Here is a 16,738-nt window from a genome sequence, read left to right as displayed (position 1 = left end):
AGGTCATAGTCCCACCACAGTTTACTTCTTGCTAGGTCTGCAAACGATGAATGCTCCAGTCGCTTTAACACCTGAGTTACTCACCCAATTAACAGCAATCGTCGGTGAAAACCGTATTAAAACCGATGCTGATAGTCTCGAAAACTGGGGTAAAGATCATACCAAGCATTTTAATCCGAACCCATCGGTCATCGTTTTTCCATCAACGACTGAACAAGTTCAGGAAGTTGTGAAGCTTGCAAACCAGTTTAATATCGCAATTACACCGTCAGGTGGTCGTACTGGACTCTCTGCTGGTGCTGTAGCAACCAATGGTGAAATTGTCATTAGCATGGACAAAATGAACCAGATTCTTGAGTTCTTCCCGGCAGACCGTATGGTCCGTGTACAAGCTGGTGTTGTGACTGAGCAATTGCAAAATTATGCAGAAGAGCAGGGTATGTATTATCCGGTTGACTTTGCATCAGCGGGTTCTAGTCAGATTGGCGGTAATATCGGTACCAACGCTGGTGGTATTAAAGTCATTAAATATGGCATGACGCGTAACTGGGTACTCGGTTTAACTGTAGTGACGGGTAAGGGCGACATTTTACGTTTAAACAAAGGCATGATTAAAAATGCAACTGGATATGCATTACAGCATTTGTTTATTGGTGGTGAAGGTACATTAGGTTTAGTGACTGAAGCAGAAATTAAACTTGAGCGTCAACCACAAAACCTACAAGTTTTAGTTTTAGGTGTTCCTGATTTTGATGCAGTAATGCCTGTGTTACATGCTTTCCAAAAAGATATCGACTTAACTGCATTTGAGTTCTTTGGTGAGCTTGCAATGCAAAAAGTACTCGACCGTGGTCATGTTCAACGTCCCTTTGAAACTCAATGTCCATTCTATGTATTGCTTGAGTTTGAAGCGCCATACGAACCGATTATCGACAAAGCAATGGAGATTTTCGAGCACTGTATGGAACAAGGTTGGGTACTTGATGGTGTAATGAGCCAGAGTCTTGACCAAGTAGAGAGCTTGTGGCGTTTACGCGAAGATATCTCTGAATCAATCGCGCCTTTTATTCCGTACAAAAACGATATTTCAGTATTAATTACTCACGTACCTGCATTTATTCGTGAAATTGATGCGATTGTTCAAGAAAACTATCCTGACTTTGAAATTTGCTGGTTCGGCCATATTGGCGACGGTAACTTACACTTAAATATTTTAAAACCTGAAAACTTGACCAAAGATGAGTTCTTTGCGAAGTGTCAGGTCGTGAATAAATATGTATTTGATACCGTTAAAAAATACGATGGTTCAATCTCTGCCGAGCATGGCGTAGGTATGACGAAAAAGCCATATTTGGAATATTCACGCTCAGCTGAAGAAATCGAATATATGAAAGCTTTGAAAAAAGTATTTGACCCGAAAGGTATTATGAATCCGGGTAAATTATTCGATCTTTAAATTAGATCTATTTTGTAGAACTACATAGTTTCTACAGAGTAACCGACAAAGGCATAGCATCATAAAGCTATGCCTTTTGTTTTTTGGTGATGAAAATGCAACGTTTATTTTTAATTTCTGCACTCTGTGCTGGACTTATGACGGGTTGTGCAACTACAAGTAAATTAATTCCTTTTGTGGGCTCGGAAACCCCAATGCAACAAGTACTTAAAACGCAACCCGAGATTGTAAAAGAGCATAACAATACTTCAGTTCAGCAGGTATTTAACCGAGTAGAATCCCCAACTGTTTCTCGCATTACTGTTATACAAACCGGTTTAATGGATGACTCTGTCTCAGCAATTCGGACGGAATATTTATTTAAATTGGTTGATGAAAAGTGGCAATTGCAAAATAAGCAAAAGAGCTACCAATGTGCAAGAGGAAAAGGTTCTAAAGGTTTCCAAATGCAGCTTTGTTCTTAAGCATAAAAAAGACGATAAATATATCGTCTTTTTTATTTCTTAAATTATACGCCGCTTTCTAAAATTTTAATTTTGACGTCAACTACATCATCTTTGACTGCTTCATGATGCGCTTGCATATGAGGTGTAGCTAAGTGTGCTTCAAGATGAGCTACACTTTCCCATTTTTCTAACATCACAATAATGTCAGGGTCTTTGTTCTGGAAGCTCGCATTTGAAATGTGGTCAACTAAAGGTTCATAACCATGGCAACCATCTTCTGCTAAAACAGTTGGAATGATTTTTTGAAATGCATTCAATACGTTTTGGCGGTGCTGCCCACCCGATTGAGTACGAATTTCCGCGATAATAGTAAGCATGGTTTTCTCCGGATTAGGCTGCTGCAAATAGTGTGTTCAAATGTGCTTTGTATGCTTCCACATAACTATCTACATCAGGCATTTTAATTACATCATTTACAATAAATGTTGGTAGGGTACTCATACCTAAGAACTGATTTGCTTTATGAAATGGTAAATAAACACCATCTACACCCACGCCATGGAAAAACTGATCCGCATCGTCAAATGCTTCCATTGGCGCATTCCAAGTAAGCGACAGCATATATTTTTTGTCATGAATTAAACCACCTGAACCATATTTTTTTGAGGTATCAGAGCGGCTACGACCATCATTTGCATAAAGAGAACCATGACCTGTCGTAAATACATCGTCAATATATTTTTTTACGGTCCACGGTGCACCCATCCACCAGCCAGGCATTTGATAAATTACGACATCTGCCCATAAATACTTTTCTACTTCGGCTTCAGCATTGTAGTCGCTATCTGCACGAGTGACTTTTACTTCATGACCGAGTTCAGTGAGATGATTCGTTGCTAATGTCGTGAGTGTGTCATTTAATTCACCATTTGAGTGGGCAAATTGTTTGGCACCATTAATGACTAAAATATTGCTCATGGGAGTTACTCTAATTCAATTCTTAAACTTGAGCGATACTTTAGAGAACTTACTCTTAAAGAAAAATGTAGTAATTGGAAAAATATTATTGATTAAAAATCATTAATCTTGGTTTGATACCTCATACTGGTTTCTTCATTTTAATGGTAAATACTTTACAAAGTTGAACGGAAAAAATTGTTTGTAGCCTTTAGCATCATGGTGAAGTTGTGGTGGAGTTGTGGTGGAGTTGAGTATGAAAAAGATTGGTTTACTCATGATGTATAATTTGCTGATTCTGAGTGCTTGTACACCAAATACAAATCCACCTACACCTCAAGCGAACAGTCCGATACAAGCTGTTTTACTCGATCAACCTAATCTTTTAAATAATGCCAGTAATTTAAGTATTTCACAGCAAATGAATGCCTTAGAGGACCCTTCTAATGCTCAAGTTACTATTTTGCAGACAGAGCCGAGTGAAGATGCTGTTTCGAAAACACGTACTGAGTATTTATTAAAAAAAGATCAGACTGTTTGGAAAATCGTGAATAAAAAACAAAGTTATCAATGTACAAAAGGCGAGGAAACAGCAGACTTTCAAGTTAATCCTTGTCCTTAAAGCTGAATTACTATTGAATATGTGGATAACTTTAGGGTTATTCGCAATATAAAAATGAGTTCGTCATCATTAAAATATAGAATTTAAAATTGTTGGAATTGTCCGATTGATGATCAATTTGAAAAGTGATATTGTGTCATCCGGCAATTATGCCAGATGGTAAAAATTACCGAATCTCACGTCATACATTTTTTCTCGTTTTAGACACCTTGTGAATACGGTGTTTCACATTCTAAACATGCACTCTCACGGCATATAACAACTTAACTAAAGATTGACTGACCATACTGTCATCGTCATGACTACATTATTTATTTCAATATGTAGTTGCTGAGACATATTGGCCGCTATTTTGAAGTGTACAAACTCATGAAAAATATTCAAACGACAGCGTTGAACCGTACGACGTTGATGTTTCCTTTAGCTTTAGTGCTATTTGAATTTGCGGTTTATATTGGTAATGACCTGATTCAGCCAGCCATGTTGGCAATTACTGAAGATTTCGGTGTAAGTGCAACTTGGGCGCCGTCTTCAATGTCATTTTATTTATTAGGTGGTGCATCTGTTGCATGGTTACTAGGACCTTTATCAGATCGATTAGGCCGTAAAAAAGTACTTTTGTCTGGTGTTTTATTTTTTGCCTTGTGCTGTTTTTTAATTTTATTAACGCGGCAAATTGAACACTTTCTGACATTACGTTTTTTACAAGGTATTGGGTTAAGCGTAATTTCAGCAGTGGGATATGCCGCAATTCAGGAAAACTTTGCCGAGCGTGATGCGATTAAAGTCATGGCCCTCATGGCAAATATTTCATTGCTTGCGCCTTTGCTAGGGCCTGTACTTGGAGCTTTCTTAATTGATTATGTTTCATGGCACTGGGGTTTCGTGGCAATTGCTTTACTTGCACTGCTGAGTTGGGTTGGCTTAAAGAAACAAATGCCTAGTCATAAGGTGAGTGTAACCAAACAGCCTTTTAGTTATCTTTTTGATGACTTTAAAAAGGTATTTAGCAATCGGCAGTTCCTTGGGTTAACGTTGGCCTTACCGCTTGTAGGTATGCCGCTTATGCTCTGGATCGCGTTATCACCAATTATTTTGGTCGATGAACTGAAGCTAACGAGCGTGCAATATGGTTTAGCACAGTTCCCGGTATTTTTAGGTTTAATTGTTGGTAACATTGTTTTAATTAAAATTATTGACCGTTTAGCTTTAGGTAAAACTGTCTTAATTGGCTTACCGATTATGCTCACTGGTACGCTAATTTTAATATTAGGTGTTGTCTGGCAAGCCTATTTAATTCCTTGCTTGTTAATAGGTATGACACTCATTTGTTTTGGTGAAGGAATTAGCTTCTCAGTGTTGTACCGTTTTGCACTCATGTCATCTGAAGTGTCAAAAGGAACTGTAGCTGCTGCTGTTTCAATGCTATTGATGACGAGCTTTTTTGCAATGATTGAGCTTGTACGCTATCTCTACACTCAATTTCATTTATGGGCTTTTGTCTTATCTGCTTTTGCATTTATTGCCTTGTGGTTTACTCAACCACGTTTAGCTTTAAAACGAGAAATGCAGGAAAGAGTTGCACAAGACTTACATTAAAAAATACCGGAATTTATATTCCGGTATTTTTTTATTCTATTTAATTTCATGCTCTAAAAGTTTGCCTTTTAAGCTTAAGAGTTCAGGCAAGGTTTCTAATAATAAACTCATCTGTTTTAAGACAAGTGTGTAGTTCTCTGAAAAATGTTCGTGAGTTATTAAACTTTGAATTTGCTTTAAAGTCTGTTCAAGAAAATTAAAGTTAACCAAAGCTTGTTCAAATAAACTTTGTTTAAGAATTTGCTGACAATCCAGTAAAAGTTGTAATACCTGTTGATCATCAATTTTTTGTCTTTGGCTGCCTAATGCTGCGACATAACTCAACTGGCTGTGGCTATAAACCAAATAACGAAAGGCGTAATGAATCAGCTCGGGATTTGGGTTGGGCTCGGCACTTAAGCTTGAAATCATATTCGACAGTTCAATTTGCGCGTTATGTGCAGCTCGGCGAATTCTACGATATTCAATGTCTTGATTTTTCCCGTGCTGATATTGCTCAACAATCACATTGAAGTAATCGAAGGTTGCTTGGCTACTTTTCTTAATATTGTTTGGAATATTACGGAAGTTCCAGTCTGGCCAAATAAAATTAACAGCAAGCCAAGCAATAAAGCAGCCTAATAAGGTGTCGATTAGGCGAGGTAAAATAATGCTGTAACCTGCACCTTTTAAGTTGAAAATGAGCAATACCATTAAGGTTGCCATCAGTGTTGCCAGCGCATATTTTTTCTGGCGTAAGTAGAAAAAGCTAACTCCACAAATAATGGTAAGAATGAGTTGACCTTCAATACTAGGAACAAAATATAAAATGGGAATACCCAATAAAACGCCGAGTAAAGTCCCAATCGTTCTAAGCTTTAAACGACTTTTGGTTGCAAAGTAAGTAATTTGGCAAACAAATAAACTGGTGAGCAAAATCCAGTAACCATGTTGGGCAAAAGGTAAGAGGGAAATGGCATAACCTGCGGCAAATACAACCGCAATTCGTACTGCATGTCTAAATAGGGCCGATTGTGGCGTCAGTTGCTGCCGAATTTTTAAAACAAGGTCTGAAAATCCTTGAATATCATCATCTAGTAAATTGAGATGTTCTTGCTTGTTCTGACTTAGCGTTTCATTAAACGGTTGAGCATATTGAAGCTGCTCAAATTGTTCATGCATTCCTTTTAAATTATTAAAAATTAGCTTTAAATTTTTAACTTCAAAATTTTGTGGATGCTGTTGTATCCAGTCTTTCAAAGAGCTTTCCAAATGGTTTAGGCCAATTTGGCTTTCTTGAGAAGACTGATATTGTTGATTATGCAAAATGCATTGGGCTAAATCATGGCAAGCTTGTGCCTGTAAGCGTAGGTTTTTCTGAAAACGAAAAATGAGATCACTACGGCTAAAATTTTGTTGGATATGCTCGTAGTGTAAATAATTAGAAGTTGCCTGCTCGTGTATATCTCGCGCAAAAAAGTATAGGTTTAACCAGTAAATACTTTTATTACTGACTCGTGATGCCTTAAGGCGAGTCAGCAGAGAGCTGCGTATTTGGTTAAGGCTCTGTGCAACTTGTGTATTTTGTAGTGATAATTCAAATAAAAGCTGTTCAACATTTTCTTTATTATCTGGGTCGAATAACCGTGCTTTAGCTTGAAGTAAGGCTGAAATTTCTTCAAAAATTTGTGAAAGTTTATCTTGTAAAGGAAGTGTTGGTTTAAGAATAAAAAATAAAATAGAAGTTAGGCCGTACCACAACGCACCATAGACAAAATAAGTAGGCTGTTGGTACCAGTGTGCATATTCTCCTAAACCAAACATACTATAAATTGAGAGTAAAATCGTACCAAAAGAAATGGTGGCGTAGCGTTGCCCTAAAGCTCCCAATAAAATGAAACAAGCACTGGAAATTGAAAGATATAAAATAAATAAAAATTTATAAGGTGCTAAAAAACCAAGAATAGTGCTAACAGTAAAAAAGAGTAGGCAGACATAGAGCAGGTTGCGTAAACGAAGACTTAAGCGATCATCAAAATCAGTAAGTGCAGCAGCAATCGCACCTAAAGTCACAGGAACGATCAGCTCATTATGACCTAACCAAAGTAAACCTAAAGTTGTGCCTGTGAGTACAATTAAAATTTGCAGGCAATAAATTAAAATTGAATTCGCTTTAAAACGATTGAATAGTTGAGTCAGATTATTCACGGCTTTTTTCTAAATGAGAGGGTACGTGACAATAGGTATTTAAATTTTTATTACTTGAAAAATATTATGCGTTTTGTCTAAAAAAGTCAGTTTATTTTTTAAGATTTTATAATAATTAATTAGTCTAAGTTGCTTAATAAAATAACAAAATTGTGGATATCTTTTTAGATACCCACAATTTAAAAATAGCACTTATTTGATTACACCACATGCAATTCGCGCTCCGCCACCACCTAGAGGCAGAGGAGAATCTGAATAGTTATCACCACCAGCATGAATCATGATAGCGCGACCTTGAATGTCAGCAAGTTTTAAACGTGGTGCAATAACAGCAGTTGTAGCTACACCAGTATTGTCAACGACTAATGCTGGTAAATCGCCTAAATGCCCAGTTGTTGGCGTACCATGATGGGGGGCTTGGTTAGGGTTATAGTGGCTACCAGCAGCTAAAGCAGCGCCTGGTTTTCCATCTTTAACAGCAGGGGCACAAGATGGATTTTCATGGATGTGGAAACCGCGAGTACCACTTGGTAAATCTGCTAAAGCAGGGGTAATGATTAAGCCCTTATCACTATCTTGAAAGCTAATAGTACCAATTTTTTTACCTATACCATTAGCTGTCACTTCATTAACATCCACCACTTTTTTAGTATGCATTGTGGTAAGTGCATGGGCTGTATCAGATACAGTCTTACTTACCGTGCTACAACCAACCGTTAATAAAGCTGTCAGTGCACATACTGCACCAATTTTATTAAATACTGGCATTATAGATATCCTTATAACTATAAATCTGATTTTTTTATTCAAGCAAAGGTGCGTGAACCCTACAAGTTAATTTAAATAGTCACTTTGTATCTTGAAATATTTTTAAATCATTAGCTTAGTTTTTAGATGGCGGTAAATCATCATCTGAATCATAAATCATGGTTGTTTTTGGCATGGGTTCAGGGTCAATTGTCTCATGAAGCCATTCACGCCAAATTGCTAATAAAACAGCTAAAATAACAGGGCCAATAAATAGACCAACTAAACCAAAACTTGCAATTCCACCCAATACACCGAACATAATCAATAAAAACGGAATTTGAGTCGCACCAGAGATTACAAGTGGGCGGATCACATTGTCTGAACTACTTACAATCAGCACACCCCATAAGATGACGCCAATAGCTTCCATGGTTTGACCTTGAGAGAACAACCATAGACCAACACCTAAATAGGAAACAGGAGTACCAAACGGAATTAGCGCTAATAAGAACGTTGCAATGGTGAGAACCATTGGATTAGGTACACCAGCGACGAAATAACTTAATCCAGCAAGTACAGCTTGAGCAATTGCAGTTAAACCCACGCCATACACAACGGCACGTGTGGTTTCTGAAATTGTGTCGAGATAATGATGAATACGTGGCCCAATCACCATTTCCAAGGCTTTACTCACTTGGGTTAAGATCGTGTGGCCATCACGATAAAAGAAGAAAAGACTTAAAATTGCAAAACAAAGTTTGACGATATTTTTACTAATTTCATTTAATAACACACGCCCATAACTTAAATGGCTTTGTACCCAAGCTGCAATATTTTGAATAGTACTATTAGGGTCTGTGTTAATTTCGTTGAGTGTGCGAGATATTTCTTTACCAATAAACGGAAGATTACGAATAAAATCGGGAACGCTTAAATGACCTGAAAAGACTTGACGCTGTAAATCAAAATAAAGGTTTCGGCCTTCATGTTGTAGAATAAAAATAGCACATGTAAATGGCACACCAACAATTAAAATGACTAAGCTAATCATAACTGTAGCATTTAAATTATTACGGTTTTCACCAAAAAAATGCTGAATTCTTAAATAAATCGGCCAAGTCATGTAGGCAATAATGGCAGCCCAAAGTACAGGTACAATAAAGTACTTCAGGATGTTAAATCCTAAAAAGATCAGGATAAAAAACAGCCCAAACAATAAAACGCGCTGTAAAGTAGGAGCGTATGGATGCACGAACAAAATTCTCTAATTTTTAAAATAGAATAAGGTCATATTAACTGAAAAATGACCTGAGACAAATTTTAGGCAGGCGTGCTCATTTCTGCATCTTGCCCACCTAAAATAGAGAGATGGTTTTAGAACCATTCAGATTTATCTTCAATCAGTTTATTTAAAAGAGGCTGCCACTGGCTTTGAATTGCAATAAAGTTCTTTTGTGGTTTATCAAATACACTTAAACCTTGCATTGCTAAACTGCCATAAGCACTACGCTCTGCAATCCATGCGATAGGTTCATGTTCGATTTTTTCAAAAAATTGCTGAATATCTTTTGAGCTGGCGCTGTTCGGTTTAACTCGGTTTGCAAGTAGTAAAATTTGTACTTTACCTTTACGAATACGTTTAATATCCTGCAAATGCTTGAGAAAACGTCGTGTACTGTCGATATCGAAAAATGAAGGCTGAAGTGGAGTAATAATCGCATGGGCTTCGCTGACTAATTGTTCAGCATGATCACCTGAAAGAGCACCCGGTGCATCAATAATTAAATAGTCTAAATTTTTAGGTGCATCACCAATTGATTTTTCTTGACGCCAGTCGAGGCTTTGAATTACAGCTACGTTATCTGGACGTTGCTTTAACCATTGTAAGGAAGATTTCTGGTTGTCAGAATCTGCCAATGCTACTTTATATCCTTTTTGTGCCAAAGCTGTTGCCAACGTAATGGCTGTCATGGTTTTTCCGCATCCGCCCTTTTGATTTGCAATAAGTATCGTTTTCATAAATTCAGTTATATTCAGCAGCACACTTGTTCTACTTATACCTTAGCATCTTTTTATGTGAAGTAGATGACTGCCTTTGACAAAAGTTTAAGCTACTCCCTAATTTTAGATATGATTGCTCATCTATCGCGATGATGTGTATTTGTTAAGGAAAATTTATGTCCGTATGGCTGGCCATGCTTATTGGTGCTGGTATTGGTATTATTATCACGACGCTTATTTTATCAAATACCCGTAATGGCCGAATCAAGGCTGAATACGAGCAATATATTGCCGAGTTGGAGCTTGAGCATCAACAAGCCCTTGCCCAAGCACAAAAGAGAAGTGTAAATACGAGCCGCGCCGTATTAAAAGGAAAAATGGCAGAACAATTTGCGCCAGTCTTGCCGGAATTTCAGTATTTGCCAAGTGATGCCAAGTTTATGGGCGACCCAGTTGATTATATTATTTTCGATGGCTATACCGATTTTCGAGATGGAGACGGAACTGCCGATGATATTCAAATTATTTTGCTAGATGTCAAAAGTGGAGGGGCACGTTTAACAAAAGGGCAGCAAGCAATTGCTCAGGCAATTAAGGAAGGGAAAGTTCGCTTTGAAACGTTGAGAATAGATTTTGAAGATTAATAATCTATTTAATTAGGCACAAAAATAGACGAAATTGATCTGTATTGTTACTAAATTCCGATATTTTTTTCATACCTTAGAGCTACCATAAAACGAAGATCTAATGAATTTGATCTAGCAATATTTGAGGTATAAAGCGATGAAAAAACAACGTTTGATGATAGCTTTGCTGGCGACTTTAGGCATGGGTTCAGCATTTGCATCAACCTCGAGTGAATACAATATTGCCAATGGCTTGCTTCCAGTTGAAAAAGATCAATCAATTTCTGTATTACAACCATTTCAGGGAAATTTTAGGATTTTAGGTTCAAAAATTTATCACAATGATGAGCAAGCCAAATTTTCACCGATTGATTATGCGGTAAGTTGGGGTTTATTTGCTCAACCTGAAATCGCACGACATATTTCAGTGAAACAATATGACCGCTATTTAAACTGGAAAATAGCAAAACTTCCTGTACCCGCTGAGCAAGCGATGCAGATGGTATCGAATATGCACATTATTCCTGCAAACCCTGAAATCGCCCAACAAATTAAGCAAGTTAAACGTGGTGATTTGGTTTATTTAAAAGGTGATCTGGTTGAAATCAAAGATAAAGATTTGGTTTGGAAGTCATCTTTGACCCCAACTGATACCGGCGATGGTGCATGTGAACTCTTCCGTGTTCAATCCATTCACTGGGTTGAAAAACAAAATATTTAAATTAAAAAAGCCTTCTTTATAAGAAGGCTTTTTATTGCATGCAGTTAAATTAATGCTGCTGTGAGGCTTTCCAGTACTTTAACTGATTTTGTGCTTGTAAATAGTCAGCAAGCTGTTTGACCTGTTCATCTTTACTTGCCTGCTTATCACTAAAGTTCTTTTCTTGGTTTTCCCAATATTGATAGAGTAAGCCCTGAATATAACGACCTTGTTCAGTTTTTAAATCGAGGTCTTTTAACATGGTCAATGCTGAGCGCACATTATCAAGCGTACGTTTTTGTTCAAACTCTGCGGTGAGTGTGCCAGCCTCATGCATTTTCGCTAACTCATTTTCCATCTCGTCACTCATTTCAGTAAAGCGGCGATCGTAATCTTCTAGTAGCGCAATATCATGGGCATCATCCGCAGTAGCTGGGAATTTCTTCACTGGTCTTTCATTGAGTTTTTCCAAGACCTGGTCGGTAGATGAACTTGTATGAGATTGTTCAGTCTTTGCTGGCTCATCTGCTTTTTTACAAGCCGTCAATAATAGGCTAGAGCTGAGCAAAGACATTAAGATGATATGAGGCGTTTTTTTTAACATAGCTTTCAACCGAACCTATTCTCTATGATTTGACGACGTACTTTTTTGAAAATGATATGCATATGTAATATATGGAAAAACAATCTGATCTTGTGGGCCTAACCCAGTAAAATCATAAACAATTTTTTCAAACTGAGCTTTGAGCTGTAGTTGATCTTTTTCAGTCATTGCTGCAATAAAACTTGTTGAAAGTAACCGTTTACTCACCACTTGTTCGACAGTACCATGCTGCGATTGCGAAAAAGTATTTAAATTGTCAAAAGTAAATAAATCTTGCTCTTCAAAAACCTTTTTCCACCTTTCACTATGGTAACGAGGTGTATCACCTTCGAGTGGTAGTAGAAAATCCGCTAAGGCTTTTACCCAGTCTGTACCTTCATCGCGCTGGTTCCAAACAAGTCCTAAATGTCCTTGAGGTTTTAATACCCGATGGATTTCGGTCAATGTTTCTATGTTGTCAAACCAATGAAAAGATTGGGCACAAATGACAGCATCAATCTGTTGGTCATTTACCGGAATATTGTGGCTAAAGGCTTGTATAGTTTTAATATCAGGATAGGCTTGCTGAAGCTGTTGTAACATCTCGCCAATTGGCTCTACCGCAATAATATTGGCATGTGTCTGTTTTAAGTAAGGTAAGAATTTGCCAGTACCCGATCCAAGATCGATAACAGTAGAATTTTCATGTATTTGGAGCCGATCTTGTAGCCAACTTACTATTTCTACGGGATAATTTGGTCTAACTTGCTGATAAAGCTCAGCAGCAGAGCTGAAGCCTTTTTGAGCGGCAGGATGTAAGGATTGTGTCATATTTTGCGCTTTTTAATCTGACTGGCATCTATAAAATAAGATACTCCGCAATCATAAATTGGCAAAACACCTATTTTGTTTCATTTTTGACGATGTATGTGGGAGTAAATTTTCTTTCGGTGTGAGCATGGATAAGCAAATTATTTTTGAAGACGAACACATTAGAGCCATTTTTTTACAAGGCGATTCTAATACATTAGTTCTCTCTTTTGGCGATTTGATTACCCGGGCGAGTGGCTTATCTATCAATGCTGAAAAGTCTCTAATAAAGTACCAATACAGTGTTATTGGGGTGATGCCAAAACAAAAATCATGGTTCCCAAAGGCCAGTATGGTTGAGCTGGCAAAAGTCATTTTGCCTATTATTCAGCGTTTTAAAAATATTGTAGGTTATGGCGGCTCAATGGGCGGCTATGCAGCAATTAAATATTCGAATTTATTAAATATGAATCGAATCATTGCATTTGTGCCTCAGTATTCAATTGACCCTGAACAAGTTGAAGACCGACGCTATGCTGAGTTTTTCGATGCTGTCGCGAATAAAGACATGCAAATTCAGCTGCAAGATGTAGATGCAAGTCGTGAATACATTATTGTTTATGACCCTTACTTTTCAATTGATCGCGAACATTACTTAAAAATAAAAGAGATCTTACCAAGTTTACATACAATTCATTTGCCTTTTACAGGACATGAAGCTTTATCTGTATTGGCAAGCTCAAGCCTTTTACATGATTTTATTGAGCATGAATTTGATGAAACGTATTTCTATCAACAAGTTCGTAAAATCAAAAAACAAAGTAAGTTCTATTATCGTAATGTTCTTGCAAATGTGCTGACATACCATGACAGCATGTTATTGAAAATATTGCGTCAAAATGACTTTCAGTTAGATGAACGTTATTTAGACAATGCGCTTAAGCAAGCGGTCTCACGTAGTCTTATTAAAACAAAGCAAGCTACAGAGCAAGATTTTCAGAAGCTTGGAATTAAAATTCAGTATAGCCAGCAAGCTGAAAACCCTAAAAAAGGTTTTAAAAATCAATTTAATGCAATACTAGTATTTAATTTGATTAATCTAAAGCTTGAAACCTATGCTGTAGATGTAGTGTTGGCAAACCCATCATATTTGATTCCGATTGTGGCAGAACACACTGGGGTTGTTCAGATTGAGTTAAATAATGAACTTTATTTGTTAGGGATGAATGATCGAAAAATTATTAAATTGTTTAAACAGGGTGATGCACTCACTTCGGATATGAGTCCGTTTGTTATTAAGCAATATTCTGATTTCTTTGCGTTAAGCTATAAGCAATTAAATTTAAATTGTGATGAACAAGGTGTATGTGATTACGTTGAAAGTTCCATTCAGCCATCTCAACAGTTTGTATTGACCAGTTACTAAGTTATTTCCTCGATTAAATAAAGCTCAAATCTCGAGATTTGAGCTTTATTTTTTGCTTAAAAAATATTTTTTTATCAATTTATTTGTATATAAAATTAAAAGTCATTATTTAAATAAATAGTGTCTCTAATTTTTAAATAAAGATAGAGCTAAAAGTAGGTATAGTGAATTAAGTGAAAAATTATTATATTTTAAAAAGTATGATTTTTTAATTTATATAAATTAAAGAAATGATGCAAGATTAATTAAAATACAATAATTACCCTAATAATTATTAATTGATTGTTTTTAATATATATTTTATTTGATTGGCAAAAGATTGCTTAAAATAACTTCACTATTCAAAGATAATTGCATATTTATTTTTTTATCCTAAAATGATTTTTTACTAAATTGTCGTTACAGTTTTTTATATGCAATCATTAAATTATCGGAATAATGATGCATCGCAACATGGAAGTTCTGCACCTTTGAAACGAGCAATGAGTACTCGACATTTGGTGATGATCTCCCTTGGCGGTGCCATAGGTACAGGTCTTTTTCTTGGGTCTGGCGACGTAATCTCTCAAGCAGGTCCAATTGGCGCAATTATCTCTTATTTCTTGGGCGGTCTAATTGCCTATACCGTTATGCTGTGTCTCGGTGAGCTAGCGGTTCATGTCCCTGAGTCTGGCTCTTTTGGTGAATACGCACGGCGTTATATCGGTCCAGGTACGGGGTATATGATTACTTGGCTGTATTGGCTGACTTGGACTGCAACTTTGGGGACTGAGTTTACCGCTGCGGCCTTGTTGGTTCAGGAGTGGTTTCCATCTACCTCGGTGTGGGCTTGGACTCTTTTCTTTGGCGCCTTGGTTTTCTTTCTTAATGTAAGTTCCACCCGCTTATTTGCAGAGTCTGAATTTTGGCTGGCGCTTGTAAAAGTAATCACCATTATCTGTTTTATTGGTTTGGGGTTACTGGCGATTTTTGGCTTTATTCCTTATCAGGGGCATGAAACAGCACCATTGTTCAGTAATTTGACTGCTCATGGTTGGTTCCCAAATGGTCTTTTCCCAATTTTTGCCACTATGCTTATCGTTAACTTTGCATTTTCTGGCACAGAATTAATTGGGGTGGCGGCTGGCGAAGCTGAGAATCCAGCAAAAACAGTTCCTAAGGCAATTAATGCGGCTATTTGGCGCTTATTGATTTTCTTTGTTGGTACGATTGTAGTGATTAGCTCACTATTGCCATACCACCTAGCAGGTCTTAGTGCAAATGATGTGAGCAGTAGCCCATTTGTGACTGTATTTAATTACATTGGTATTCCGTATGCAGAGGATATTATCCGTTTCGTAATTATTACGGCTTTACTTTCAGCTGCTAATTCGGGTCTATTTGCTGCATCACGTATGATGTGGTCGCTTTCAGCAAAAAATCAATTACCTAAAATTTTCGCGAAACTCACGCCGTCTGGAACACCTATTATTGCCATTATTGTCACCATGTTTGGTGCTATTCCAGGATTGCTTTCAGAACAATTTGCACCAGAAACAATTTTTAAAAATTTGTTGGGTGTTGCTGCTTTTACAATGGTTGTCGTTTGGATTGCAATTTGTATTTCGCAATTTAACTTCCGTAGACAGTGGTATAAGTCAGGAAAAACAGTAAAAGATCTACGTTTCGCTGCACCACTTTTTCCTCTTACTCCAATTGTAGGCGGGCTATTCTGTATAGTTACTTGTATCAGTATGGTATTTGATCCTTCTATGCAAGTGGGCTTTATCTGCTGCATTATTTTTATCTTGCTATGCTATGTCAGCTATTTCATCTTTTATCGTAAAAAAGATATAGCTCAAAACTAAGTCTTTTGCTAACTTGGTTGTGTTGATTGAAGGCTCCTTATGGGGCCTTTTTTCATGGGCGTAACTTGAGCTTTAAAGTGAGTTTTATATATTTTTTTTGAAAATGTTTTTTTTGTTTTGATAATAAAAGCAAATATTGACACATAAATTAACCACTTGTCGGAATATTATTAATAGCTAATTATTATAAGTTTTTAAATAAGTATATGTTTATCATGGTTATTTAATAAAGAGATTGTTTAAATATTTATATATCTTTGTTTTGAATTAGAGAAACTGAATAAATATTATGAAAATTTATAGAAATTTTAAGAATTTTTTGAAATTTTTTGTTAATTAAGTTGTTGTTATTAAATGGTAATTTTTTAATCATTTTTAATTTTAATATTTTTTTAATTTCCATAAAATAAAATTATTATAGTGTAGTGTTTTTTTAGGTCTGGTTACTTTTTTATTATAAAAAATAGAGAAAATTGATTATTTTTTCTCTGCTTGTTTATTTTAAAATGTTCTAAATTAACTTGCTCTGTGCTATATTTACTTAAAGATTTTATGTCTATATGAAGGCTTGATTAACTCGCTTGAGTAGTGATGTGAAACTTGCAGTATTACTGAACAATTTTTATTTAAAAAGACTAATGGAGGGATCTATCGATTAGTCAAAAATAATTTTAGGGACTTATGGTTTTTTTGTTTCATGAACCCTAGTTCTTTTTAACTCCCAAACG

At 36.4% G+C, this 16,738-nt stretch carries 16 protein-coding genes; 8 read left to right on the top strand and 8 right to left on the bottom strand.

The window, feature by feature from the left end:
* Positions 1-46: 46 nt before the first annotated feature.
* Both GO593_RS04550 and GO593_RS04545 read left to right on the top strand, forming a co-directional pair.
* On the top strand, positions 47-1,456 hold the full coding sequence (locus GO593_RS04550; protein ID WP_000993504.1) for an FAD-binding oxidoreductase: 1,410 nt from the start codon (positions 47-49) through the stop codon (positions 1,454-1,456).
* 95 nt (positions 1,457-1,551) lie between these two features.
* Positions 1,552-1,920 (top strand): hypothetical protein, encoded by a 369-nt coding sequence (locus GO593_RS04545; RefSeq protein ID WP_001189303.1) that lies wholly within the window; start codon positions 1,552-1,554, stop codon positions 1,918-1,920.
* A gap of 44 nt (positions 1,921-1,964) precedes the next feature.
* Here the strand turns inward: GO593_RS04545 and GO593_RS04540 are convergent, their stop codons facing one another.
* Positions 1,965-2,279, bottom strand: coding sequence for a putative quinol monooxygenase (locus GO593_RS04540; protein ID WP_000955560.1), 315 nt, complete (start codon positions 2,277-2,279; stop codon positions 1,965-1,967).
* A gap of 13 nt (positions 2,280-2,292) precedes the next feature.
* Positions 2,293-2,880: an NAD(P)H-dependent oxidoreductase gene (locus GO593_RS04535; RefSeq protein WP_000065455.1), complete on the bottom strand. Its 588-nt coding sequence runs from the start codon at positions 2,878-2,880 to the stop codon at positions 2,293-2,295.
* A gap of 235 nt (positions 2,881-3,115) precedes the next feature.
* Between GO593_RS04535 and GO593_RS04530 the strand changes: the two genes are divergently transcribed.
* Positions 3,116-3,481 carry a hypothetical protein gene (locus tag GO593_RS04530; protein ID WP_000719504.1) on the top strand — a complete coding sequence of 122 codons (366 nt, stop codon included), beginning with the start codon at positions 3,116-3,118 and terminating at the stop codon, positions 3,479-3,481.
* Positions 3,482-3,850: 369 nt separating this feature from the next.
* A complete protein-coding gene (craA, locus tag GO593_RS04525; protein ID WP_000790118.1) occupies positions 3,851-5,080 on the top strand; it encodes a chloramphenicol efflux MFS transporter CraA in 1,230 nt (409 codons plus the stop codon).
* 36 nt (positions 5,081-5,116) lie between these two features.
* Here the strand turns inward: craA and yccS are convergent, their stop codons facing one another.
* The 4 genes from yccS to GO593_RS04505 all read right to left on the bottom strand — a co-directional run bounded on the left by yccS (position 5,117) and on the right by GO593_RS04505 (position 10,036).
* Positions 5,117-7,267 (bottom strand): YccS family putative transporter, encoded by a 2,151-nt coding sequence (gene yccS, locus GO593_RS04520; protein ID WP_001061808.1) that lies wholly within the window; start codon positions 7,265-7,267, stop codon positions 5,117-5,119.
* 192 nt (positions 7,268-7,459) lie between these two features.
* Complete coding sequence (sodC, locus tag GO593_RS04515) at positions 7,460-8,035, bottom strand: superoxide dismutase family protein (RefSeq protein WP_001143885.1); 576 nt, start codon at positions 8,033-8,035, stop codon at positions 7,460-7,462.
* A 115-nt stretch (positions 8,036-8,150) separates the two neighbouring features.
* Positions 8,151-9,269 (bottom strand): AI-2E family transporter, encoded by a 1,119-nt coding sequence (locus GO593_RS04510; RefSeq protein WP_000553809.1) that lies wholly within the window; start codon positions 9,267-9,269, stop codon positions 8,151-8,153.
* Positions 9,270-9,391: 122 nt separating this feature from the next.
* Entirely contained in the window at positions 9,392-10,036 is a 645-nt protein-coding gene (locus tag GO593_RS04505; protein WP_000849145.1) for a ParA family protein, read from the bottom strand.
* A 158-nt stretch (positions 10,037-10,194) separates the two neighbouring features.
* Here GO593_RS04505 and GO593_RS04500 point away from each other — a divergent pair, with 158 nt between their 5' ends.
* Together GO593_RS04500 and GO593_RS04495 are read left to right on the top strand one after the other, a co-directional pair.
* The gene (locus GO593_RS04500) at positions 10,195-10,662 is read left to right on the top strand and encodes a Holliday junction resolvase-like protein (RefSeq protein WP_000118035.1); all 468 of its coding nucleotides are present in this window, start codon (positions 10,195-10,197) and stop codon (positions 10,660-10,662) included.
* Between the two features lie 139 nt (positions 10,663-10,801).
* Positions 10,802-11,365, top strand: coding sequence for a hypothetical protein (locus GO593_RS04495; protein WP_000744750.1), 564 nt, complete (start codon positions 10,802-10,804; stop codon positions 11,363-11,365).
* A gap of 49 nt (positions 11,366-11,414) precedes the next feature.
* Here GO593_RS04495 and GO593_RS04490 read toward each other — a convergent pair whose 3' ends face one another.
* Together GO593_RS04490 and GO593_RS04485 are read right to left on the bottom strand one after the other, a co-directional pair.
* Positions 11,415-11,948, bottom strand: coding sequence for a hypothetical protein (locus tag GO593_RS04490; protein WP_000915016.1), 534 nt, complete (start codon positions 11,946-11,948; stop codon positions 11,415-11,417).
* A gap of 15 nt (positions 11,949-11,963) precedes the next feature.
* Positions 11,964-12,758 (bottom strand): class I SAM-dependent methyltransferase, encoded by a 795-nt coding sequence (locus GO593_RS04485; protein WP_000194459.1) that lies wholly within the window; start codon positions 12,756-12,758, stop codon positions 11,964-11,966.
* 127 nt (positions 12,759-12,885) lie between these two features.
* Between GO593_RS04485 and GO593_RS04480 the strand changes: the two genes are divergently transcribed.
* Positions 12,886-14,163: a hypothetical protein gene (locus GO593_RS04480; RefSeq protein ID WP_000360755.1), complete on the top strand. Its 1,278-nt coding sequence runs from the start codon at positions 12,886-12,888 to the stop codon at positions 14,161-14,163.
* A 413-nt stretch (positions 14,164-14,576) separates the two neighbouring features.
* Positions 14,577-16,010, top strand: coding sequence for an amino acid permease (locus GO593_RS04475; RefSeq protein ID WP_001191140.1), 1,434 nt, complete (start codon positions 14,577-14,579; stop codon positions 16,008-16,010).
* The last annotated feature ends 728 nt before the right edge of the window (positions 16,011-16,738 follow it).

Origin of the sequence: Acinetobacter baumannii, from assembly GCF_009759685.1 — a bacterium.
In the GTDB taxonomy this organism is placed as follows: domain Bacteria; phylum Pseudomonadota; class Gammaproteobacteria; order Pseudomonadales; family Moraxellaceae; genus Acinetobacter; species Acinetobacter baumannii.
The sequence above is the reverse complement of the archived record's forward strand: the minus strand, read 5'-3'. Positions and strand labels throughout refer to the sequence as shown.

Coding starts and splice junctions, on each gene's coding strand:
- GO593_RS04550 (WP_000993504.1), top strand. CDS start 47: ATGAATGCTCCAGTCGCTTTAACACCTGAGTTACTCACCCAATTAACA.
- GO593_RS04545 (WP_001189303.1), top strand. CDS start 1,552: ATGCAACGTTTATTTTTAATTTCTGCACTCTGTGCTGGACTTATGACG.
- GO593_RS04540 (WP_000955560.1), bottom strand. CDS start 2,279: ATGCTTACTATTATCGCGGAAATTCGTACTCAATCGGGTGGGCAGCAC.
- GO593_RS04535 (WP_000065455.1), bottom strand. CDS start 2,880: ATGAGCAATATTTTAGTCATTAATGGTGCCAAACAATTTGCCCACTCA.
- GO593_RS04530 (WP_000719504.1), top strand. CDS start 3,116: ATGAAAAAGATTGGTTTACTCATGATGTATAATTTGCTGATTCTGAGT.
- craA (WP_000790118.1), top strand. CDS start 3,851: ATGAAAAATATTCAAACGACAGCGTTGAACCGTACGACGTTGATGTTT.
- sodC (WP_001143885.1), bottom strand. CDS start 8,035: ATGCCAGTATTTAATAAAATTGGTGCAGTATGTGCACTGACAGCTTTA.
- GO593_RS04505 (WP_000849145.1), bottom strand. CDS start 10,036: ATGAAAACGATACTTATTGCAAATCAAAAGGGCGGATGCGGAAAAACC.
- GO593_RS04500 (WP_000118035.1), top strand. CDS start 10,195: ATGTCCGTATGGCTGGCCATGCTTATTGGTGCTGGTATTGGTATTATT.
- GO593_RS04495 (WP_000744750.1), top strand. CDS start 10,802: ATGAAAAAACAACGTTTGATGATAGCTTTGCTGGCGACTTTAGGCATG.
- GO593_RS04490 (WP_000915016.1), bottom strand. CDS start 11,948: ATGTTAAAAAAAACGCCTCATATCATCTTAATGTCTTTGCTCAGCTCT.
- GO593_RS04485 (WP_000194459.1), bottom strand. CDS start 12,758: ATGACACAATCCTTACATCCTGCCGCTCAAAAAGGCTTCAGCTCTGCT.
- GO593_RS04480 (WP_000360755.1), top strand. CDS start 12,886: ATGGATAAGCAAATTATTTTTGAAGACGAACACATTAGAGCCATTTTT.
- GO593_RS04475 (WP_001191140.1), top strand. CDS start 14,577: ATGCAATCATTAAATTATCGGAATAATGATGCATCGCAACATGGAAGT.